Here is a 21,090-nt window from a genome sequence, read left to right as displayed (position 1 = left end):
GCCAACTCTAGGGCCCGACGCCGGAAGCCCAGCTCAGGCCGCACGGTAAGGTTCCGCAGGTGAGCACGTCAGCCAAGCACGCCGCGCGTCTGCGCGGTGGTCTGGTCGGCGCGTGCTCGGCACTCACCGCAACGGTCGCACACACCGCGGCCGGCGGGATGGCCCCGACGAGCAGCCCGCTCATCGTGCTGTTGCTGCTGTGCGCGGCGCTCGGTGCCGCCGTGGGTGGCCTGAACCCGCAGACGCCCCCGGTCAAGACCGGTCTGCTCATCGCGGGCCTGGGCGCCGGGCAGCTACTCGGTCACTTCGCACTGGCGATGTCCGGCGGGCACCATCACGGGGCATCGCTTCTCACCGCACCCATGATCGGGATGCACGCCGCGGCCGCGGTGGGCCTCGGTTTGGTGATCGGCATGGCCGAGTACCTGTTCGTGGTCGGCGCCTCGGTGCTGTCCTGGTTGCGGATCTTCGCAACCGCCCGGATCCGCCCGTTGGTGCGTGAGCTCTGGTGGCCGTCGAATGTGGTTGTGGCGCGGCCTGTTCTGCTGCACGCCGGCCTGGGGATGCGGGCACCGCCGGCGGTGCCCGGCACGGTCGGCTGACGCCCACCTCTTCATTCTGAGCCCGTCGAACTGACGGGCTGTTACCCGTTTGTGCGCCCGCGCGCACTGTTCCGGTGTTCTCAAGATCTTTTCCGCGAAGGCATTTCCATGACCATCACCCCTGACGATCAACTACGCGACGAGTCCCCTCCGCCCGTCAAGTCCCACTCCATCCGCCCACTTCTGGTGCGGCTGCACTTCTACGCCGGCGTATTCGTCGGTCCGTTCATCCTGATCGCGGCCGTCACCGGTCTGCTCTACGCGCTGATCCCGCAGATCGACACCTTCGTCTACCGGCACGAGCTGACGGTCGCGCAGGTCGGGACCGAGCGGCTGCCGCTGGCCGACCAGCTGGCCGCGGCGCGCCATGCCCATCCCGAAGGCACGGTGGAGAGCATCCGCCCGCCCGCGGCCCCTGACGAGACCACCCAGATCAGCCTGCTGGTGGGTCCGGAATTCAAGGACGTCCCGCCGGACTACTCGCGCACGGTGTTCGTCGACCCCTACACCGGCGAGGTGCGCGGGGCGCTGACCACCTACGGACAGTGGATGCCGATGCGGGCCTGGTTCGACGAGCTGCACCGCAACCTGCATCTCGGGGCGTTCGGCCGCAACTACAGCGAACTGGCCGCCAGCTGGATGTGGGTGATCGCACTGGCCGGGCTGGCCCTGTGGGTCATGCGGCGCCGGGAGAACCGGGCGATGCGCGATCTGGTTCTGCCCGACCGGACGGCCTCGGGCCGTCGACGCACGCTGTCCTGGCACGGTGCGGTGGGCGTGTGGATCGTGGCCGTCCTGTTGGCGCTGTCGGTTTCGGGTATCACCTGGTCCCGTTACGGGGGCGAGACCGTCAACAGCATCCAGGCACGGCTGAACACCACGGCGCCCGCCGTGGACACCGCGCTGTCCGGGACCCCGGCGCCGGAGGTGGCACACCACGGGCAGCACGGCGGCCAGTCCGAGGTGCGCGGCGCCGATACCGTGCTGCGGACCGCCGAACAGGCGGGGCTGCGCGGCCCGATGTGGCTGTACCCGCCGGCCGAAGCCGGTGAGGCCTGGAAAGTCGCCGAGCGCAAACGTGATTGGCCCACCCGTGCCGACGCGATCGCGGTCGACCCTGAAACCGGGGCGGTGACCGATCGGGTGAACCTGGCGCAGTGGCCGTTGCTGGCCAAGCTCACGGACTGGACGATCGACGCCCATATGGGCCTGCTGTTCGGTATTGCCAACCAGATCGTGCTGGCGATCACGATGGTTGGGCTGATCACCGTCATCGTGCGCGGCTACCGAATGTGGTGGCAGCGCAGGCCCACGCGTGGTTCGGCCTGGGCCGTGGGCCGGGCGCCGCTGCGCGGCGCGCTGCGGCAGCTACCGCCCTGGGGCGGCGTGGCGATCGTCGCCGTGGCGGCCGTCATCGGGTGGTCCCTCCCGCTGTTCGGGTTGAGCCTGGTGGCTTTCCTGCTGGCCGATGTCGCTGTGGCCTGGTGGAAGGAACGATCGAATGTCTAAGGTCGCAGCTGTTCTGACGGGGGCCGCACTGGCGTTGGCGGTAGGACTGGGCGCCTGCACCGAGCAACATCACGACGAGAAGATGGCCGAGACGGTGCAGGTCAGTGAGCAATGGGCCAGCGCTGCCGACGGCGGAATGACCGCTGTCTTCGGCACGCTCAAGAACACCGGCCACCATGACGTTCGCATCGTCTCGGCGACCTCGCCCGCGGCCGGCATGGTGGAACTGCACGAGGTGGTCAGCGATGGCAACGGGTCGAAAACCATGCGGCCCAAGGACGGCGGGCTCAGCATCGCGGCCGGGGATACCCATGACCTGGTCCCCGGCGGGGATCACCTGATGCTGATGGACCTGAAGGCGCCACTGCAGCCCGGTGCCGACGTTCCGGTCTCGCTGGTGTTCGAGGACGGATCGTCCCTCCCTGTCACGGCCCAGGTGCGGGATTTCGCCGGCGGTAACGAGAACTATCAGCCGGCGTCCCCGCACGGACATGGCTGAGCCGTCCCGCCTCGCGGTCAATCGGCGGCGTCTCCTCACCGGAGGCGCTGCCGCGCTCGCCGGCGGCGCGGTCCTGAACCAGTCCGGCGCGGCCCATTCCGCCACTGTGCAAAGCGGTTTCGGTGTCGACGTGGAACCGTTCCACGGACCGCACCAGGGCGGGATCGCCACCGCACCGCAGTCGCACGGGCTGTTCGTGGCATTCGATCTGAACGAAGGCGCAAAGGCCGACGCGCGGCGCACGGAACGGCAAACCGTCGCCGCGATCCTCAGGTTGTGGACGGCCGACGCCGCCCGCCTGACTCGCGGTGCCCCCGCGCTGGCAGACACCGAACCCGAACTCGCCACCCGCCCAGCCAGATTGACGATCACGGTCGGACTGGGAATCGGGCTGTTCGACCGGATCGGGCCGGCGGGATCCCGGCCGCGGTCGGCCCGTGAGCTGCCGGTGTTCGACGTGGACCGGCTCGAAGACAGATGGTCCGGCGGTGATCTGGTGCTGCAGATCTGTGCCGATGATCCGGTGACGGTGGCCCACGCCAACCGGGTGCTGACCAAGAACGTCCGGTCCATGGCGACCCCGCGCTGGCGGCAGGCCGGGTTCCGCAATGCCCGCGGCGCCGACGCGAACGGCACCACCATGCGCAACCTGATGGGACAGGTCGACGGCACCGCGAACCTCACCGCCGCGGACTTCGATGATCTGGTCTGGATGTCCGGCCCGGTGCACCCGGGTCTGGCCGGCGGCACGCTGATGGTCATCCGGCGTATCGCCATGCACCTGGACACGTGGGACGAGCTGGACCGTCAGAGCAAGGAGTTCACCGTCGGCCGCACCCTGGATTCCGGGGCTCCACTGACCGGGAGCCGTGAGGCGGACGAACCGGATTTCTCCTTGATGCACAACGGAATTCCGGTCATTCCGCAGAACTCGCACGTCGCGCTGGCACACCATCGCGGCACGCGGGAACGCTTTCTGCGCAGGCCCTACAACTACGACGATCCGCCGGGGCCCGGTCAGACCTCGAACACCGGGTTGATCTTCGCGACCTTCCAACGCGATATCGACGAGCAGTTCCTGCCGGTGCAGCGCCGCCTGGCCCAGTTCGATGCGCTCAACCAGTGGACCACGGCCATCGGGTCGTCGGTGTTCGTGGTGCCCGGCGGGGTGCGGACAGCCGACGGCTATCTGGGGCAGGAATTGATCGGCTGAACTCAGGCCACCGGATGCAGGGTGAGCAGCAGCCGCACCAGTTCGACCTGGCGGTGCGTGTCGGTCTTGTCGAATATCCGGTGCAGATGCGTCCGCACGGTGGTGATCGATATCGACAGGTCCTCGGCGATGTGTTTGGGGTCGGCGCCGTGGGCGACGCGCAGTGCGATGTCGGCCTCGGTACGGGTCAGGTGGTACAGGCGTTGCAGGAGTGCCGTGCTGGGTTCGGCTTCGTGGGCAGGATCGACCAATATCACCAGCGCCCGACGCCGGTCCGGCTCCTCGAGGCGGTGTAGCGGCAGGATGTGGAGGATGAACGGCCTTGCATCCGAGGGTCTTTGGACGGTGAACGAGATCCCGCTGCGAATGTTGTCGGAGGTGCCGGTCAGTGCCGAATTGAGGGCGCGGTTGAGGGTTCTGTTGGCCGCGGCGTCGGCCGCCGTGATGCGACCGGCGGTGACCTGAAGTCCGTCATCGCCGCGCAGGGCTTTCTCGGCGGACGCGTTGAGGTTGAGCACCTGCCCGTTCGGTCCCACCACGACGATGCCGTGGTCCACCGAATCCAGTGCGGCGTGCAGGTCGGCGTCCTCGTGGGCGAAGCCGTCGAGCGCGCCTTGCGCTCGCAGTGCCTGTTGCAGGTGCGGTACCAGGCCGCTGAACTGCCGGATCCGCTCCCTCGTGCCGAACGGCTCGGACGTCACCGCGGAGTGCAGCAGGAAGCACGCCGGGTGAGAGCCCCGGGACAGCCGGATGAACAGGCCGTCCTCCAATTCGTTGGGGTGCAACCAATCTGCGTAGAACTCCGAGCGTCGAATCGGGATGACCAGTTCTGTTCCGGTGCGGACGGTACCCACCGCGCCCTTCTCCACCGCGGCCATCGGGGCGTCGAGCCGGTGGTAGTAGGCGGCATAGCCGGCGGCCGCGCCGGCCGGGAGGATCGAGTTCTGGATCGACCAGACGGACTGCTCGGCGGTGAGCAGCGCGCCACCGTTGCCGCCGATGGTGCGCTGGATGTCGCGGATCGTGGACTCCCAGTGCTGGGGAGCGATCGCGGCGGCGTAGATGCCGGCTACGAGGCGCGAGAATCCTTCGACCGTGAACATGTCACGGATCCCGATTCGTTCGTCGTTGAGTTCATGTGCCTGGCCCTGACGCCAGAGTAATCCACATCAATATCAACCGGATGAATGATGTATCGGCGCGAGCGGGGTGGTTGTCTGCGGGTACGAGCTAGCGAAGGGGGCCGGCCATGTTCTCGTCCACCCCGTCACGACCGATGAACGTTGCCCATCAGCCGTGGCATCTGCAGATCGACGGTCACGACCACGGCCGCCATCCCTTTGAATGCGCATCGAGGTTGGTCTATTTCGAGTGGTCGGAGATGGCGCGGGAAATGGACCGGCTCTGAGCTGACGGTTGCTCTGCACAGACCGCACACTGCTGATCTACTCTCGCGGTATGACCGATCACGACAAAGCCGCGGCCCGGCGCGAAATTGCCGACGCTCTGCTCAACGCCCTCAACCGGCGCCACGAAGTGCTCGACGTGATCGTGGACGCCGACGATCGCCCGGCTGCCATCGACGCGGTTGCTGGACTGCTCGGCACCTCGCACGCCGCGGCCGAAGCCGTGGTGGGGTTGTCGTTCGCGCAGATCACCAAGGACTCGCGACGCGCGATCGCGGCCGAGCTCGACGACCTCAACACCCAGCTCAGCTTCACGGTGTCGGAGCGTCCGGCGGCCTCGGGTGAGTCTCTGGATCTGCGGCCGTTCGCCGCCGAAACCGACCGCGACATCTTCGTCGCCCGGACCACCGACGTCGGTGCCTCCGGCGACGGCTCGGGCGCGCCCGCGGCCGATGTCGACGACGAGATCCGCGCGGCGCTGGGCCGGGTGGACGCCGAAGAAGCCGCCTGGTTCGTGGCGTTGGAGGGCGACCAGAAGGTCGGCATGGTGTTCGGCGAACTGACCCACGGCGAGGTCAACGTCCGGATCTGGATCCACCCGGACTTCCGTAAGCGCGGCTACGGCACCGCCGCCCTGCGTAAGTGTCGCTCCGAGATGGCGACGTACTTTCCCGCCGTACCGATGGTGGTGCGGGCGCCCGGGGCCCTTCCCGGGGCGTAACGCGCCGGCGTTCAGCCGGTCTGGCTGTGCAGGCTCGCGACGATGATGCGGGCCAGGCCTTCGGCGCGCTGCCGGGAGTAGTTCCGCCCCTCCGACAGGACCGGATAGACCACGCCGCCGAGCAGGGCGTCGGCCGCGGCTGACGCCAGGTCGGCGTCGATGTGATCGGCCAGCAGCCGGTTGCGCACGGATTCGACCAGCGGGCGGCTGAAGCCCGCGCGCAGTCGTGCGGCGGTGTCCTCGTGCTCGAGTGAGGCCGCGGTCAGGATGCGCAGCATGGCATTGCCGCGCTTCGTGGTCAGGGCCGAGGCCAGGGTTCCGGCCCAGGAGGCCAGGTCGGCGGTGACATCGTCGGTGTGCGGCATGGTGGCCAGAATCTTGTCGGCGTCCTCCAGCAGGACGTCGGCGACCAGTGCGGGCCGGCTCGGCCACCAGCGGTAGATGGTCTGCTTGCCGACTCCGGCTCGTGCGGCGACGGCCTCGATGCTCAGCCCGTCGAAACCCCGCTCCAGCAGTAGTGCGCGGGTGGCATCGATGATGGCCACCCGCGACTTCTCGCTGCGTCGCCGCGGGGGCGTCACCTCATCGGTAGTGGGGATCATCGGTACGTCCTCGTCGGTCCTCTGAACGGATCTTTACACGGCAAGCTACCCACCGTAGTCTCCCACAAGACGAGACGTAGCGTCTCGTGAATACCGGAGAACGACGGACGCAAGGGCGCATGGCAACAAAGAAACTGGTCATCGGGGCCAGCGGATTCCTCGGTTCGCATGTCGCCAGGCGACTGGTGGAGCGTGGCGAGGACGTACGGGTGCTCATCCGCAGCACCAGTTCCACCCGCGGGATCGACGACCTAGACGTGGAGCGGGTCTACGGCGACATCTTCGACGCCGATTCAGTGCGTGCCGCGATGGACGATTGTGACGTCGTGTACTACTGCGTCGTCGACGCCCGGGCGTGGCTGAGCGACCCGGCTCCACTGTGGAGAACCAATATCGAAGGGCTGCAAGAGGTCCTGGATGTCGCGGTCGAGGCGGGGCTGAGCAAGTTCGTCTTCACCAGCTCGATCGCCACCATCGGCATTGCCGAATCCGGCCCTGCCACTGAGGATCTGCCGCACAACTGGCTCGACGTGGGCGGTGACTATGTGCACACCCGGGTGCTCGCCGAACAGATGGTGCTGCGGTACGCCCGTGAGCACGGACTGCCCGCGGTGGCGATGTGTGTGTCCAACACCTACGGCCCCGGCGACTGGCTGCCGACGCCGCACGGTGGCCTGGTCGCCGCCGCGGTGCGCGGCAGGATGCCGTTCTACGTCAACGGCGCGGCTGCCGAGACCGTCGGCATCGCCGATGCCGCCGAGGCGTTGATCCTGGCCGGCGAACGGGGTCGGGTCGGTGAGCGCTACATCGTGTCCGAGCGTTTCATGACCGCCCGTGAGATCTACCGAACCGCCTGTGCGGCCGTCGATGTCGAAGCGCCCCGGCGCGGGGTCCCGATCCGTCTGCTGGCAGCGGCCGGCGCGGTGGTCGATCCCCTGGCCCGGCTGCGCAAGAAGGAGAACCAGCTCAGCCCGCTGACCGTGCGGCTCATGCATGTGATGTCGCCGATGGATCACGGCAAGGCGGTCCGCGAACTCGGATGGCAGCCGCGACCGACGACCGAGGCCATCGCCGAGGGCGCACGATTCTTCACCTCCAGTCTCTTCGCATCCAGGCGGCGCGCATGACCACCCACATCTCCATCGCACTGACACCCGAACAACAACAGCTGAGCCAGGCCGTCGAGCAGTTCGCGGGACGGCACGCACCGATCGACGCGACCCGGGCAGGACTCGACGACCTGGCCGCCGGGCGGCTGCCGTCCTGGTGGAACGCACTGGTGGACAACGGTTTTCATGCCGTACACCTGCCCGAAGCGGTGGGCGGGCAGGGTGGCGGGCTGGAAGACATGGCCTGCGTGCTGGAGGCCGCGGGATCGGCGCTGCTGCCGGGTCCGCTGCTCACCACGGCGGTCGCCGGGGCGGCCCTGGCCTCGCTGCAGGGCACCGACGCCGAGCCGTTGCTCAAGGAGATCGCCGCAGGTGCCACCGCCGTCGTGGTGTCCAGCGAGCGGTCCGACATCGCGGGCCACCCCGCCGGCGACGGTTGGCGCCTCACCGGTTCGACCGGCCTGACCCTGGGCATGTGCTCGGCGCAGCGCGTCGTGGTGCCCTTCGCCGACGAGACCGGTGCGCTGCGATGGGCGGCGTTGAGTCCTGCCGAGGGGCAGGTCGAGTCGCGCCGCGGCACCGACCTGACCACGGACCTGGGTCTGCTGCGCCTGCACGATCACGCGGTGCCTGCCGCTGCCGTGCTGACCGGGCTGGACGCCGATCTGGTCACCGGGCTGACCGTTGCGTTCACCGCGTCGACAGCGGCCGGCATCACCCAGTGGTGTGTGGACGCCGTCACCGAACACCTGCGCACCCGTGAACAATTCGGCAAGCCGATCGGGACGTTCCAGGCGTTGCAGCACAAGGCGGCGATGCTGCTGGTGAACAGCGCGTTGGCGACGGCGGCGGCCTGGGATGCGGTGCGCGCCCTCGGCGGATCGACGGACGTCGACCAGCACCGGCTGACGGCCTGCTCGGCCGCGGTGAGAGCCGTCATGCCGGTTCCCGGCCTGGTGCTCGAGGCGCTCACCATGCTCGGAGCGATCGGATTCACCTGGGAACACGACCTGCACCTCTACTGGCGCCGGGCCACCAGCCTGGCCGCCTCGATCGGCCCGGTGTCGCGCTGGACCCGCAACCTCGGCGAACTGTCGGCCACCGCCACGCGGGACGTGACGGTGAACCTCGGCGAGTCCGACGCCGATTTCCGGGCCCGGGTCAGCGAAACCCTGGACCGCGCACTCACCCTGTCCGACAACGGTTTCGGACGACAGGGTGACTATCCGGAGTTCGCGGTCGGGGCGCGGCGCGTCCTGCTGGCCGACGCCGGACTGATCGCTCCGCACTGGCCTGCGCCGTGGGGACGCGACGCGACGGTGCGCCAGCAGCTCATCGTGGACGAGGAGTTCGGCAAGCGATCCGGCCTGGTGCGGCCGTCGGTCGGCATTGCCGAATGGATTCTGCCCAGCGTCATGGCGGCCGGATCCCCGGAACTGCAAGAACGTTTCGTGCCCACCACGCTGCGCGGGGAACTGTCCTGGTGCCAGCTGTTCAGCGAGCCGGGTGCGGGGTCCGACCTGGCGTCCCTGAGCACCCGGGCCGTGCGCGTCGAGGGTGGATGGCGGATCAACGGACACAAGATCTGGACCTCGTTGGCGCATCGAGCCGATTTCGGCGCGCTGCTGGCCCGCACCGATCCGGACGCTCCCAAACACCGGGGCATCGGCTACTTCGTTCTCGACATGCGGTCACCTGGAGTCGAGTTCCGGCAGATCACCCAGTCCAGCGGGCGGGCCGAGTTCAACGAGGTGTTCCTCACCGACGTCTTCATTCCCGACGAGATGGTGCTCGGAGACCCCGCGTCGGGCTGGCAGTTGGCCATCAGCACCATGGCTCACGAGCGGGTGGCGATCAGCGGCTACGTCAACATCGACCGGATGGGCGCGCTGCGCGAGCTCGTCGCGGTGAGCCCGGATCCCGATCCGGTGTTGCACGCCATCGGCGAGATCGACGCCTACACAAACGCTCTCAAGGCGCTCGGGGTGCGGGAGACCCTGCGGCTGCTCGACGGGCAGGCCCCGGGGCCTGCGTCCAGCATCGCCAAGGTGGCCACCAACGTGATGTTGCGCCGGGCCGCCGAGCTCACCCTGGGCCTCACCGGACCACTGGCCCTGGAACAGGACAGCCAACCCGCCGTGGTGGCGCCGTACCTGGACCTGCCCGCCGAACTGATCGGCGGCGGCACCACCGAGATCCAGCTCAACATCATCGCCCAGATGATTCTGGGTCTGCCCCGAAAGTAAGGAGACGACATTGGGATCGCGTAGGGGACTACAGGGCGAGGCCGCGATCGTCGGCTACGTCGAACTGCCTCCCGAGAAGATGAACAAGGCGGGTCCGGCACCGTTCACCCTGGAACAGTGGGCGCTGCTGGCCGCCGCCGCTTTGGACGACGCCGGCCTGTCGGCCGAGCAGGTCGACGGCATCGTCACCTCGCACCTGGGTGAGTCGGAGATCTTCGTCCCGTCCACGGTGGCCGAATACCTGGGCGTACGAGCTAACTTCGCCGAGTTGCTCGACCTCGGCGGGGCCAGTGCGGCGGGCATGGTGTGGCGGGCGGCCGCCGCGATCGAACTCGGTTTGTGCGACGTGGTGCTGTGCGCCCTACCTGCTCGTTACATCACCTCGAGCTCGGAATTGAAGCCGAAGGCGCTGACCGACGCGGTGTTCTTCGGGTCGTCGAGCAACCAATTCGGTTCACCGCAGGCCGAATTCGAGATTCCCTACGGCAACCTCGGCCAGAACGGCCCCTACGGGCAGGTGGCCCAGCGCTACGCCTACGAGTACGGCTACGACGAGCGGGCGATGGCCAAGATCGTGGTGGACCAGCGGGTCAACGCCAACCACACCGACGGCGCCATCTGGAAAGACACTCCGCTGAGCGTCGAGGATGTGCTGGCCAGCCCGGTGATCGCCGATCCGCTGCACATGCTGGAGATCGTGATGCCGTGCGTCGGCGGGGCCGCCGTCGTCGTGGCCAGCGCCGAGGTCGCCGCCCGGGCCCGCAACCGGCCGGTGTGGGTCAAGGGTTTTGGTGAGCACGTGCCCTTCAAGACGCCCACGTACGCCGAGGACCTGCTCGACACACCGATCCGCAAGGCGGCCGATACCGCGTTCGGGATGACGGGGCTCACCCGCGATCAGATGGACATGGTGTCGATCTACGACTGCTACACCATCACGGTGCTGCTCAGCCTGGAGGACGCCGGGTTCTGCGAGAAGGGCAAGGGCATGTCCTTCATCTCCGATCACGACCTCACTTTCCGCGGCGATTTCCCGCTGAACACCGCCGGCGGCCAACTCGGTTTCGGGCAAGCAGGTTTGGCCGGCGGCATGCATCACGTTTGCGATGCCACCCGCCAGATCATGGGCCGCGCCGGCGCCGCCCAGGTCACCGATTGCAACCGCGCGTTCGTGTCGGGCAACGGTGGCATCCTGTCCGAGCAAACCACTCTGATCCTGGAAGGCGACTGAGACCGATGACCGGATTCGCCCGGCCGATGCCGGTGAAAACTCCTACCAGCGCACCGTTCTGGGATGCGCTGGCACAGCATCGCATCGTCATCCAATATTCGCCGTCGACCCAGGCCTACGTGTTCTATCCCCGGGTGCTGGCGCCCCGGACGCTCGCCGATGACCTCGAGTGGCGGGAGATCTCGGGGATGGGCACGCTGTATTCGTTCACCGTGGCGCGCCGCCCGGTCGGGCCGCACTTCGCCGACGCCGTTCCGCAAATTTTGGGTATCGTGGAATGGGATGAGGGTCCGCGGTTCTCGACGGAACTCGTTGACGTCGCACCCGAGGAACTCTGCGTCGGAATGCGGGTCAAGCCCGTTTTCTGCGATTACCCGGACGCCTTTGCTGGGACTGGTGTGACAATGCTGCGCTACACGCGGGCTTGATCACATCACTTGGCAGGAGGCTCACAGGAGAGGAGTATGGAGCCATGCTAACCATACGAAAACTCATGGGATCAGTGTTCGTAGCGGGAGCCGCAGCGGTGATTGCAGCAGGACCGACCGCCGCACTTATGACCGACGCACCTGCTTCGACAACGACAATCAGTGCTCAGCCCAGCGGCGGCGGCGACGCCGGCGGTGGCGGTGGCTGCGACAGCGGTCCCGGCTGGAACGGCTGTGGCGGCTGGAACCCGGGCCAGGGTGGCTGGGGCCACGGCTGCCTCAACGGTATCTGCGGTGGCTGGGACGGCCAGCGCGGCTGGGGCAACTGACATCCCGGTGGTGGTCGTCCCGGCATGACCTTGCCGGGATGGTCACCCTGCCATGACCACGCAGTGGACGCCCGGCCGTCTCGGCGATCTCACCGGCACCCGCGTCATCGTGACCGGGGCGACCAACGGGGTCGGCCTCGGTACGGCCAGGGCGTTGGCGCGCGCCGGTGCGCACGTGATCCTCGCGGTGCGTAACACCGATCTGGGCGCGCAACGCTCGGCCGAGATCGGCGGATCCACCGAGGTGATCGAACTCGACCTCGCCGACCTGTCTTCGGTGCGAGCCTTTCCCGGGCGCCTCGACGGTGACGTCGACATCCTGATCAACAACGCCGGTGCGCTCACCCAACACCGGACCGACACGGTCGATGGTTTCGAGATGACCATCGGCACAAACCTTCTCGGCCCGTTCGCGTTGACGAATCTGCTGTTCGGCCGGATCCGCAGGCAGATCGTCAACGTCGGCTCGGAAGCGCACAAGTCGGCGACGTTGCGGCTGGACGACATGCACCTGCGCCACCACAAGTGGGCCGTGATGGGTGCATACGGCCGGTCGAAGCTGGCCGTCATGTTGTGGGGCCTGGAGCTCGACCGCCGCTTGCGGGCTGCCAAATCGCCGGTGGTCACCCAACTCACGCATCCGGGCTGGGTGGCTTCCAACCTGCCGAACGTCTCGGACAAACCGTTGATGAGTGCGGTGCAGCGCGGCGTGAAGGCGGTGGCTGACGTGTTCGCCAACGACATCGACGCCGGCGCCGCACCCACGCTGTACTGCCTGAGCGAGCCGATCCCGCCCGGGAGCTATGTCGGCGTCGACGGCAGGTTCGGCCTGCGCGGCGGACCGGTGCTCATCGGGCGCTCCGCGGTGGCCTGCGACTACGAAATCGCCGCAGGCGTCGTAGAATTCGCCGAGCGGGAGACCGGCACCGTCATACCGGTCTAGCGGGCCGCCCCCGAACCGGCAGCGGTCAGGGCGACGACGGCGGGGCCGAACATGCCCTGCTTGATCGCGCCCAGGGTGCCGGAATCCTTGCCGCCCAACGGGCGCAGCAGATCGGTGGCCGCAGTGGTCACCGAGCCCTCGGGGGCGGTGGCGTCGACCAGTCCGTAGGCCTTGGCATCGACGCCGCCGAACCGGCGGCCGGTGGTCATGGACGCGACCGCCGCCTGCGGGGTCAGCTTGGCCTGGATCAGCGCGGCCATTCCCGGGGTGAACGGGATCCGGATGTCGACCTCGGGGAAACAGAAGAAGCCGCGGTCGTCACGCATCACCCGGAAGTCGTGGGCGGTGGCGAGCATCGCGCCGGCACCGAAGGCGTGCCCGACCACCGCGGCGGCCGTCGGGATCGGCAGCGTCAGCATCCGCGCCAGCAGGCCCTGCACCCGGCCGACGTACCAATCGCCCTGATCACTGTGGGCGCCAAGCCAATCCAGATCAAGGCCGTTCGAGTAGAACTTGCTGTCGGCCGTGGTGACCAGGCCGTGCGCGCCCTTGGCCAGGACGGCGTCGAGTTGTGCGTCGACCTCGTCGAGGAACTCCGGGGAGAACCGGTTCTCGTCGTCGCCGAGGTCGAGGATGGCGATCTCGCCGTCGTAGTCAAGGGTTGTTGCCATGGGATTCCTTCTTTCGGGGGTTGGGGGCAGGACCCACTGCCAGCACGGCCGCCACGGCGGCATTGAGATGGTGGCGGGCAGTCGGGTCGTGGAGGCGGTTGCGATGCAGCAGGATTGCCGTGGGCAGGTCCACGATGCACGTCGTCACGGTGTCCACGGCGGCCCGGTCGCGCCGGTCCCACGCAGTCACCGCGAGTTCGATCATCAAGTCCACCAACTGCTTTTCCAGCTCACGTGCCTGCTCGGCCAACTCGGCGGGCAGATCGTGACCGAGCACCTGCTCACGCCGGACCTGCAGCAGCAACCGTGCCGAGGCCGGGTGGCGCTCGGCGAAGATCACCGGTGCGTAGGCCGCCGCGGCGATCCCGTCGGCACCCTGTTGCGCCGCCTCGACCAGTTCGCGCTGCAGGGCCAGGAACCGTCGCCCGGCACGAAGCCAGACCTGACCGAGCAGGCCGGCCCGCGAGCCGAACGAGTGGTACAGCGCGCCGTTGGACAGCCCGACCGCGTCACTGATGGCCCGGATGGTCACCGATGCCGGTCCGGAGTGCACGGCCAGGGATTCCGCGGCGTCGAGGACCGCATCCGGGTCGTAGAGGCGAGGACGTGGCACCGCGTCACCGTAACAGAGCAATCGCTCTGTTACTAACGAAGCGGTTGACGATCAGTAAGGTGACCCTTAGTTTGTGGGGGTAACTTTCCTGTGGAGGTGGTCGTGGCCGGATCCGGTGTCCCCACGCGTGTAGCACGCGTGGGTGGGCGCCCGCCGCTCATCGCGGTGTCCGACATCGTCGCCGCAGGACGCGACCTCGGCATGCGCAACCTGAGCGTCAACGCGGTGGCCGCCCGCCTCGGGGTGTCGGCGACCGCGCTGTACCGCCACATCAGCGGCCGCTGGGAGCTCGAACGGCTGGTCGGGGAGAGCCTGCTGGCCGAGCTCGAGTTCGTCGACGATCCGGACAGATCGGTCGAGGACCATCTGCTGGCCTTCGGGGTCAGCCTGCACCGCTACACCCTGAACAACCCCGGCCTGGCCACCTACATGCAGGTGCTGTTCCCGCGCGGGGAAGCCGGTGCACAGCTGCTCGCCGACGAGATCGCCGCGCTGGGCCAGCGGGGCTACACCGCCGAGGGCGCGGCGCTGCTGAGCAGCTCGGTGGCTGTGCTGGCCATCGGGCTGGCGGCCCAGCACGAGCTCAAGGCGGAGGCCAGCGGCGGCGACGAATTCGTCGTGGAACGCGATGCCGCCGCCCAGCGCCTGGCCGGTGACGCCGCCCTGGGCCCGGTGCACACCGCGGGCATGCAGCTGAGCAGTCCGCAATATCTCGAACTTCTGATGACCGCGCTGATCCGGGGACTGCTGACGTCCGTGGCACCCGGCAGGCCGATTACCGACATCGTGGCGGATCTGACCGCCAGGGGAGGGGACCGCTGATGGCACGTGGATTCCAGGGAGTGATGATGCGCGGCTTCGGCGCGCGCGATCACCAGGCGACCGTGGTCGAGACCACCTACCTGACACCGAACCTGCTGCGCCTGCGCCTGGTGTCACCGACGGTGTTCGAGGACGCCGTCGCCGAGCCGACGTCGTACCTGCGGTTCTGGGTTCCCGATCCCGACGGGTCGAAGACCGAGTTCCAGCGGGGCTACACCATGTCCGAAATGGACCCCGCGACCGGGCATTTCGCGGTCGACGTGGTGCTGCACGAACCGTCGGGGCCGGCGTCGAAATGGGCCAGGACCGCCAAGCCGGGCGACACCATCCCGGTGATGGCCCTTGGCTCGACGGGATTCACCGTGCCCGACGACCTGCCCGCCGGATATCTGCTGATCGGAGACGCGGCGGCGACCCCTGCCATCAATGGGATCATCGGTGCTCTGCCACAGGACATTCCGATCGAGGTGTATCTCGAGAAGCATGACGAGAACGACCTGCTGATCCCCATCGCCGAGCATCCGCGGCTGCGCGTGCACTGGGTCGAGCGCCACGACACCGCGTCGCTGGCGGCAGCGGTCGAGGCGCGGGACTGGTCGGACTGGTATTGCTGGGTGACGCCGGAGGCCGGCTCGCTGAAGCATCTGCGTACACGGTTGAAGGATGAGTTCGGCTTTCCCAAATCTGAACTGCACGCCCAGGCCTACTGGACCGAGGGCCGGGCGATGGGCACCGATCGCACCGAAGCGACCCCCGAAGCCACCTCAGAAGCCGAAGTCAAAGCCGCCGAACCTGTTGCCACACCGGCCGCTGCTGCGCCGGCCCGCGGAACCTGGCGGGCACAGGGTGCGGGCCGACTGCTGGCCCCGCTGAAGACTCCGCTGATCGTGTCGGGTGTGCTGCAGGCACTCATCACCCTGATCCAGCTGGCCCCGTTCGTCCTGCTGGTCGAACTGGCCCGGCTGCTACTCGCCGGGGCCGAGGAATCCCGCTTGTGGACACTGGGTTTGACCGCGCTCTGGTTGTTGGGCCTGGGCGCGCTGTTGGGTGCCGGGCTCACCCTGTGGTTGCACCGCCTCGACGCACAATTCGCCCGTGAGCTGCGGACTCGACTGCTGACCAAGATGGCCCGATTACCGCTGGGCTGGTTCACCGCACGCGGGTCGGGCTCGATCAAGCAGCTGGTGCAGGACGACACCCTGTCGCTGCACTACCTGGTGACCCACGCGATCCCGGATGCCGTTGCGGCGGTGGTTGCCCCGGTGGCCGTGCTGGTCTACCTGTTCACCGTCGACTGGCGGCTGGCACTGGTGTTGTTCATCCCGGTGCTGACCTATCTGGTGCTGATGTCGGTGATGACCATCCAGTCCGGCGCCAAGATCGGTCAGGCTCAACGCTGGGCCGACCGGATGAGCGGCGAGGCCGGCGCCTACCTCGAGGGCCAGCCCGTCGTCCGGGTGTTCGGCGGTGCCGCGTCGTCGAGCTTCCGCCGCCGCCTCGACGAGTACATCGGCTTCCTGGTCGGCTGGCAGCGTCCCTTCACCGGGAAGAAATCGTTGATGGACCTGGTCACCCGGCCCGGCACCTTCCTGTGGCTGATCGCCGCCGTCGGCACCCCGATGATCATCGGCGGCTCGATGAACCCCGTCGACCTGCTGCCGTTCCTGTTGCTGGGCACCACATTCGGGGTCCGGTTGCTGGGCGTTGGCTACGGGCTGGGCGGAATCCGCGGCGGCATGCTGGCCGCCCGCCGCATCCAGAACGCCCTCGACGAGGCGGACCTCGCGCTGCTGGAGAACGAGGGCGAGCCGGGTGCCCCGGGTGCCGTGGTGTTCGACGGGGTGACCTTCGGGTACCGGCCGAGTGTCCCGGTGATCAAGGACGTGTCGCTGACCTTGCGCCCGGGCACCGTGACCGCGCTGGTCGGCCCGTCGGGATCGGGAAAGTCCACCCTCGCCGCGCTGCTCGCGCGCTTCCACGACGTCGACTCGGGATCGATCAGCCTGGACGGCAATGACATCCGGTCGTTGTCCGCCGACGAGTTGTACCGCCGGATCGGCTTCGTGCTGCAGGAAACCCAGCTCGTGGCAGGCACCGTCGCCGAGAACATCGCGCTGGCCGACCCGGAGGCCGACCCCGCACGGATCGAGCAGGCCGCGCGCGACGCCCAGATCCACGAACGCGTGCTGCGGCTGCCCGACGGGTATCAAACGGTGCTCGGTGCGTCGTCGGCGTTGTCCGGCGGTGAACGGCAGCGGCTCACCATCGCCAGGGCCATCCTGGCCGACACCCCGGTGCTGATCCTCGACGAGGCCACGGCCTTCGCCGATCCGGAATCGGAATACCTTGTGCAGCAGGCACTCAACCGGCTGACCAAGGACCGGACCGTACTGGTGATCGCCCACCGGCTGCACACCATCACCCACGCCGACCAGATCGTGGTGCTCGACGACGGACAGATCGCCGAAACCGGCACGCATGAAGAACTGCTGGCCGCGGGCGGGCGATACCACCAGCTCTGGCAGACCGGGCAGTCGCTGCACCCCGGCGACGCCGTCACGGCAGGAGAGGCCGCACGATGATCCGCACCCTGATCGCCCTCATCCCGGCCGACCGCCGTGGCAAGGTCGGCATCTACACCGCGCTCACCCTGGTCTCCGTGGTGATCCGTGCGGCAGGCACGGTGCTGTTGATTCCCCTCGTGGCAGCGCTGTTCAGCGACGCGCCGCGCGACGCGCTGCCGTGGCTCGGCTGGCTGACCGCCGCGACCGTCATCGGCTGGATCGTCGACACCGCGACCTCGCGGCTGGGATTCGACCTCGGCTTCGCGCTGCTCGATCACACCCAGCACGACGTGGCCGACCGGCTGCCCAGCATCCGGATGGACTGGCTGGGTGGCGACGGTGGCGCGAACACCGCAAATGCCCGCCAGGCGATCGCCGCCACCGGACCCGAACTGGTCGGCATGGTGGTCAACCTGCTGACCCCGCTGATCGGCGCGATTCTGCTGCCCGCGGCCATCGCGCTTGCCCTGCTGGTCATCTCGGTCCCGCTCGGGTTGGCCGCGCTGGCCGGCGTGGTGATTCTGCTCGGGGCGTTCTGGGCCTCGGGCCGGCTGAGCCGCAAGGCCGACGCGGTGGCCGACGAGACCAACCGGGCGTTCACCGAACGCATCATCGAGTTCGCCCGCACCCAGCAGGCGCTGCGCGCGGCCCGACGGGTCGAGCCGGCCCGCAGCATGGTCGGCGACGCGTTGGCCGCGCAGCACGGTGCCAGCATGCGGCTGCTGCTGATGCAGGTGCCGGGACAGCTGCTGTTCAGCCTGGCCAGCCAGCTGGCCCTGCTGATCCTGGCCGGGATGGCTACGTTCCTGACCGTGCGCGGCAGCCTCGGTGTGCCCGAGGCGATCGCGATGATCGTCGTCGCCGCGCGCTATCTCGAGCCGTTCACCTCACTGTCGGAGCTGGCCCCGGCGATCGAATCCACCAGGGCCACACTCGACCGGATCCGCGCGGTGCTCGACGCCCCGGTGATGGTCACCGGCACGGCCACGTTGACCGCGAACACTGCGCCCCGGATCGAATTCGATGGCGTCACTTTCGGTTACGGCAACACCCCGGTGCTGGAGGATGTCAGCTTCGTCCTCGAGCCCGGCGGCACCACCGCGATCGTCGGGCCGTCCGGCTCGGGGAAGAGCACCATCCTGTCGCTCATTGCGGGGCTGCACCAACCGAGCGCCGGGCGGGTGTTGATCGACGGCGTCGACACGTCCCACATGGACACCGAAACACGCAGGGCGGCAACGAGCGTGGTGTTCCAGCATCCCTACCTGTTCGACGGGACGATCCGGGACAACATCCTGGTCGGCGATCCGGATGCCGATGCCGGGCAACTCGCCACCGCGGCGCGGCTGGCTCGCGTGGACGAGTTGACCGGGCGGTTGCCCGACGGTGACGGCACCAAGGTCGGTGAGGCAGGCACTGCACTGTCGGGCGGTGAGCGGCAGCGGGTCAGCATCGCCCGCGCCCTGGTCAAGCCGGCGCCCGTGCTGCTGGTGGACGAGGCGACCAGTGCGCTGGACACCGAGAACGAGGCGGCCGTGGTCGATGCCCTGACCGCCGATGAGCGGTCGCGGACCCGGGTGATCGTCGCGCACCGGCTGGCAAGTATCCGGCACGCGGACCGGGTGCTGTTCCTCGACGGCGGACGGATCGTCGAGGACGGCAGCATCGACGAACTGCTGGCCGCGCACGGACGCTTTGACGAGTTCTGGAATCAGCAGCGCGAGGCCGCGGACTGGCAGATCACGCACTAGGGCGCCGCGACGCCGTCCGCGTACTAGCCGATCGGATACTTGAACTGAACCTACTGTAACCATTACAGTTGGGCGTCCCAGAGTGACATCGGGGCAGGTTGCCTATCCGGCCGGAGGTCATGTTGACGACGTCGCAGGTGGTGTTCGACCCGTTCTCGGCGGACTTCTTCAACGGTCCGTACGAGACGTATCGGCGCATGCGGGAGGAAGCGCCGGTCTATTACAGCGCCGAGTACGACTTCTACGCGCTGACCAGGCATGCCGATGTGTCCTTCGCGTTCAAGGACTTCGAGACGTACTCGTCGGCGTATGGGGTCGATCTCGCCATGGTGCGGACCGGGCAGAAGGTCCCGGCGAAGATGATCATCTCGATGGATCCGCCCGAGCACCGGCACATGCGCAGCCTGGTCAACAAGGTGTTCACGCCAAGGGCCATCAGTGCCCTGCAGGACATGGTGGCGCAGCAGATCGACCGCTATCTCGCGGGCGTCGATCCACAGGAATTCGATGTGGTCGCCGACTTTTCGGCGTTCTTCCCGGTCGAGGTCATCACCGCGATGCTCGGGGTCCCCGCGGAGCTACGCCAGCAGGTGCGGCTGTGGATCGACGAGCAACTGCACCGGGAGCCGGGTCAGATCGAGGTGTCCGAGGCCGGCGTCGAGGCGATGGCCCAGACCTGGCTGATGTACTACGACCTGATCAAACAGCGCCGTGCCGAGCCGCGCGACGACATGATCAGCCGGTTGATCTCCGCCGAGATCGAGCGTGAGGACGGCGAGCTGACCCGCCTGCGCAATTCCGAAATCGCCGGATTCGCCACCCTTCTCGGCGGTGCCGGAGCGGAGACGGTGACCAAGCTGGTCGGCGCGGCCGTGGTGATGTTCGGCCGTCACCCCGAACAGTGGCAGCGCCTGCGCGAGGACCGCGGCAAGATCCCGGCGGCGATCGAGGAACTGCTTCGCTACGAGGCCCCGGCCCAGTACAACGTGCGTCGCTCGCAGCGCGAGATTCACCTGCACGGCGTGACGATTCCCGAGGGCAAGCCGGTGTTCCTGGTCGGCGGCTCGGCGAACCGTGACCCCGACGCGTGGACGGAGCCCGACACGTTCGACATCGACAGGGACCGCACCGAAGCCCAGAACCTCGGATTCGGATATGGGATCCACAGCTGCCTCGGCGCGGCACTGGCGAGGCTGGAATGCAGTATCGCCTTGGACCGGCTCCTCGACTTCATGCCCCGCTACGAGGTGGCCTGGGACCGGTGCGAACGGGTGAGCATGCAGAACGTCGCCGGATGGGCGCACGTGCCGGTGCGGGTGCTGCGATGAGAGGCGAGAAGAGCTGCGGCGCCGTGGGATACCGCATGCACGTGATGGCCCGCGATGCCGCGGAACTGGCCGTCAACGCCGGGGGACTGATCGTCGACCGGATGATGAGTGGTTGGCGGGTCAGCGTGCAGCTCCTTGAGAACGCCGATGCGCCGGGTGACACTCGCCCGGTTCAGATTCTCGGCGCCGAGCTCGTTGATGAGGCGACATCATCGGGGCTTCCGGACGAGGAACAGTGTGTCCTGGTCATGGGTGCCGACGCATATGCCCGCGCGATTTCCGGTGACGGCCAACAGCTTCCGTCCGGCTACGTGGAGGCGCTGGTCTGGGGGGAATCGCCGGATCCGGCCCACCTGTTCGGGCACAGCCTGAGCGCGGCCGCACGGGCATTCAAAACCCTGGCCGTCACCGCCGCCTGCACCTCTGCCGACGAGGTGTCCGCCGCCGAGGCGTTCACGTCGATGAACGCACAGGGCGGCGGCCTACCTCTTCGCGCCTGACAG

20 protein-coding genes are annotated in these 21,090 nt (G+C 68.1%); 16 read left to right on the top strand and 4 right to left on the bottom strand.

Annotated elements, in window-relative coordinates:
• Positions 1-59 precede the first annotated feature (59 nt).
• The 4 genes from TX88_RS01335 (at position 60) to TX88_RS01320 (ending at position 3,823) form a co-directional block, all read left to right on the top strand.
• Positions 60-602 carry a hypothetical protein gene (locus tag TX88_RS01335; protein WP_044514066.1) on the top strand — a complete coding sequence of 181 codons (543 nt, stop codon included), beginning with the start codon at positions 60-62 and terminating at the stop codon, positions 600-602.
• Between the two features lie 108 nt (positions 603-710).
• Positions 711-2,111, top strand: a complete 1,401-nt coding sequence (locus TX88_RS01330; RefSeq protein WP_044514065.1) for a PepSY-associated TM helix domain-containing protein — start codon at positions 711-713, stop codon at positions 2,109-2,111.
• Positions 2,104-2,610: a copper chaperone PCu(A)C gene (locus TX88_RS01325; protein WP_044514063.1), complete on the top strand. Its 507-nt coding sequence runs from the start codon at positions 2,104-2,106 to the stop codon at positions 2,608-2,610. The genes TX88_RS01330 and TX88_RS01325 overlap by 8 nt, the downstream gene beginning before the upstream one ends.
• Positions 2,603-3,823, top strand: a complete 1,221-nt coding sequence (locus tag TX88_RS01320) for a Dyp-type peroxidase (protein ID WP_044514062.1) — start codon at positions 2,603-2,605, stop codon at positions 3,821-3,823. The genes TX88_RS01325 and TX88_RS01320 overlap by 8 nt, the downstream gene beginning before the upstream one ends.
• Positions 3,824-3,825: 2 nt before the next feature.
• Here the strand turns inward: TX88_RS01320 and TX88_RS01315 are convergent, their stop codons facing one another.
• Positions 3,826-4,926, bottom strand: coding sequence for a helix-turn-helix transcriptional regulator (locus TX88_RS01315; RefSeq protein ID WP_044514060.1), 1,101 nt, complete (start codon positions 4,924-4,926; stop codon positions 3,826-3,828).
• A gap of 355 nt (positions 4,927-5,281) precedes the next feature.
• On the opposite strand from TX88_RS01315, the gene TX88_RS01310 reads away from it, so the two are divergent.
• Positions 5,282-5,950: a GNAT family N-acetyltransferase gene (locus tag TX88_RS01310; protein WP_044514059.1), complete on the top strand. Its 669-nt coding sequence runs from the start codon at positions 5,282-5,284 to the stop codon at positions 5,948-5,950.
• Positions 5,951-5,961: 11 nt separating this feature from the next.
• On the opposite strand, the gene TX88_RS01305 is transcribed toward TX88_RS01310, so the two are convergent.
• A complete protein-coding gene (locus TX88_RS01305) occupies positions 5,962-6,552 on the bottom strand; it encodes a TetR/AcrR family transcriptional regulator (RefSeq protein WP_084621754.1) in 591 nt (196 codons plus the stop codon).
• A 119-nt stretch (positions 6,553-6,671) separates the two neighbouring features.
• On the opposite strand from TX88_RS01305, the gene TX88_RS01300 reads away from it, so the two are divergent.
• From TX88_RS01300 to TX88_RS01280, 6 genes are all read left to right on the top strand, one after another.
• On the top strand, positions 6,672-7,679 hold the full coding sequence (locus TX88_RS01300) for an NAD-dependent epimerase/dehydratase family protein (RefSeq protein WP_044514058.1): 1,008 nt from the start codon (positions 6,672-6,674) through the stop codon (positions 7,677-7,679).
• Positions 7,676-9,907 carry an acyl-CoA dehydrogenase family protein gene (locus TX88_RS01295; RefSeq protein ID WP_084621753.1) on the top strand — a complete coding sequence of 744 codons (2,232 nt, stop codon included), beginning with the start codon at positions 7,676-7,678 and terminating at the stop codon, positions 9,905-9,907. The genes TX88_RS01300 and TX88_RS01295 overlap by 4 nt, the downstream gene beginning before the upstream one ends.
• Before the next feature lie 79 nt (positions 9,908-9,986).
• Positions 9,987-11,138, top strand: coding sequence for a thiolase family protein (locus tag TX88_RS01290; RefSeq protein ID WP_044514056.1), 1,152 nt, complete (start codon positions 9,987-9,989; stop codon positions 11,136-11,138).
• Positions 11,139-11,143: 5 nt separating this feature from the next.
• Entirely contained in the window at positions 11,144-11,566 is a 423-nt protein-coding gene (locus TX88_RS01285; protein WP_044514054.1) for a Zn-ribbon domain-containing OB-fold protein, read from the top strand.
• Positions 11,567-11,610: 44 nt separating this feature from the next.
• Complete coding sequence (locus TX88_RS33035; protein ID WP_084621752.1) at positions 11,611-11,895, top strand: hypothetical protein; 285 nt, start codon at positions 11,611-11,613, stop codon at positions 11,893-11,895.
• 52 nt (positions 11,896-11,947) lie between these two features.
• Positions 11,948-12,838 (top strand): SDR family NAD(P)-dependent oxidoreductase, encoded by an 891-nt coding sequence (locus tag TX88_RS01280; RefSeq protein ID WP_044514053.1) that lies wholly within the window; start codon positions 11,948-11,950, stop codon positions 12,836-12,838.
• Here TX88_RS01280 and TX88_RS01275 read toward each other — a convergent pair.
• Entirely contained in the window at positions 12,835-13,509 is a 675-nt protein-coding gene (locus tag TX88_RS01275) for an enoyl-CoA hydratase-related protein (RefSeq protein ID WP_044514051.1), read from the bottom strand. The genes TX88_RS01280 and TX88_RS01275 overlap by 4 nt on opposite strands.
• The gene (locus tag TX88_RS01270) at positions 13,493-14,122 is read right to left on the bottom strand and encodes a TetR/AcrR family transcriptional regulator (RefSeq protein WP_044518977.1); all 630 of its coding nucleotides are present in this window, start codon (positions 14,120-14,122) and stop codon (positions 13,493-13,495) included. The genes TX88_RS01275 and TX88_RS01270 overlap by 17 nt, the downstream gene beginning before the upstream one ends.
• A 138-nt stretch (positions 14,123-14,260) precedes the next feature.
• Between TX88_RS01270 and TX88_RS01265 the strand changes: the two genes are divergently transcribed.
• From TX88_RS01265 to TX88_RS01245, 5 genes are all read left to right on the top strand, one after another.
• Positions 14,261-14,944 (top strand): TetR/AcrR family transcriptional regulator, encoded by a 684-nt coding sequence (locus TX88_RS01265; protein WP_244438312.1) that lies wholly within the window; start codon positions 14,261-14,263, stop codon positions 14,942-14,944.
• A complete protein-coding gene (locus TX88_RS01260; RefSeq protein WP_044514050.1) occupies positions 14,944-17,526 on the top strand; it encodes an ABC transporter ATP-binding protein/permease in 2,583 nt (860 codons plus the stop codon). The genes TX88_RS01265 and TX88_RS01260 overlap by 1 nt, the downstream gene beginning before the upstream one ends.
• On the top strand, positions 17,523-19,259 hold the full coding sequence (locus tag TX88_RS01255; RefSeq protein WP_044514048.1) for an ABC transporter ATP-binding protein: 1,737 nt from the start codon (positions 17,523-17,525) through the stop codon (positions 19,257-19,259). The genes TX88_RS01260 and TX88_RS01255 overlap by 4 nt, the downstream gene beginning before the upstream one ends.
• 122 nt (positions 19,260-19,381) lie before the next feature.
• Positions 19,382-20,587: a cytochrome P450 gene (locus TX88_RS01250; protein ID WP_110917989.1), complete on the top strand. Its 1,206-nt coding sequence runs from the start codon at positions 19,382-19,384 to the stop codon at positions 20,585-20,587.
• Complete coding sequence (locus tag TX88_RS01245; protein ID WP_044518975.1) at positions 20,584-21,087, top strand: hypothetical protein; 504 nt, start codon at positions 20,584-20,586, stop codon at positions 21,085-21,087. The genes TX88_RS01250 and TX88_RS01245 overlap by 4 nt, the downstream gene beginning before the upstream one ends.
• The last annotated feature ends 3 nt before the right edge of the window (positions 21,088-21,090 follow it).

It is taken from the genome of Mycolicibacterium septicum DSM 44393, assembly GCF_000455325.1.
Lineage (GTDB): Bacteria > Actinomycetota > Actinomycetes > Mycobacteriales > Mycobacteriaceae > Mycobacterium > Mycobacterium septicum.
Note: the sequence above shows the minus strand (reverse complement) of the source record. Positions and strands in the feature narration are given on the sequence as shown.

What these genes read in the sequence shown, in the direction of transcription:
- TX88_RS01260 (WP_044514050.1), top strand. Translation starts at nt 14,944, where the DNA reads ATGGCACGTGGATTCCAGGGAGTGATGATGCGCGGCTTCGGCGCGCGC.
- TX88_RS01305 (WP_084621754.1), bottom strand. Translation starts at nt 6,552, where the DNA reads ATGATCCCCACTACCGATGAGGTGACGCCCCCGCGGCGACGCAGCGAG.
- TX88_RS33035 (WP_084621752.1), top strand. Translation starts at nt 11,611, where the DNA reads ATGCTAACCATACGAAAACTCATGGGATCAGTGTTCGTAGCGGGAGCC.
- TX88_RS01300 (WP_044514058.1), top strand. Translation starts at nt 6,672, where the DNA reads ATGGCAACAAAGAAACTGGTCATCGGGGCCAGCGGATTCCTCGGTTCG.
- TX88_RS01255 (WP_044514048.1), top strand. Translation starts at nt 17,523, where the DNA reads ATGATCCGCACCCTGATCGCCCTCATCCCGGCCGACCGCCGTGGCAAG.
- TX88_RS01280 (WP_044514053.1), top strand. Translation starts at nt 11,948, where the DNA reads ATGACCACGCAGTGGACGCCCGGCCGTCTCGGCGATCTCACCGGCACC.
- TX88_RS01275 (WP_044514051.1), bottom strand. Translation starts at nt 13,509, where the DNA reads ATGGCAACAACCCTTGACTACGACGGCGAGATCGCCATCCTCGACCTC.
- TX88_RS01320 (WP_044514062.1), top strand. Translation starts at nt 2,603, where the DNA reads ATGGCTGAGCCGTCCCGCCTCGCGGTCAATCGGCGGCGTCTCCTCACC.
- TX88_RS01325 (WP_044514063.1), top strand. Translation starts at nt 2,104, where the DNA reads ATGTCTAAGGTCGCAGCTGTTCTGACGGGGGCCGCACTGGCGTTGGCG.
- TX88_RS01245 (WP_044518975.1), top strand. Translation starts at nt 20,584, where the DNA reads ATGAGAGGCGAGAAGAGCTGCGGCGCCGTGGGATACCGCATGCACGTG.
- TX88_RS01315 (WP_044514060.1), bottom strand. Translation starts at nt 4,926, where the DNA reads ATGTTCACGGTCGAAGGATTCTCGCGCCTCGTAGCCGGCATCTACGCC.
- TX88_RS01285 (WP_044514054.1), top strand. Translation starts at nt 11,144, where the DNA reads ATGACCGGATTCGCCCGGCCGATGCCGGTGAAAACTCCTACCAGCGCA.
- TX88_RS01290 (WP_044514056.1), top strand. Translation starts at nt 9,987, where the DNA reads ATGAACAAGGCGGGTCCGGCACCGTTCACCCTGGAACAGTGGGCGCTG.
- TX88_RS01295 (WP_084621753.1), top strand. Translation starts at nt 7,676, where the DNA reads ATGACCACCCACATCTCCATCGCACTGACACCCGAACAACAACAGCTG.
- TX88_RS01330 (WP_044514065.1), top strand. Translation starts at nt 711, where the DNA reads ATGACCATCACCCCTGACGATCAACTACGCGACGAGTCCCCTCCGCCC.
- TX88_RS01310 (WP_044514059.1), top strand. Translation starts at nt 5,282, where the DNA reads ATGACCGATCACGACAAAGCCGCGGCCCGGCGCGAAATTGCCGACGCT.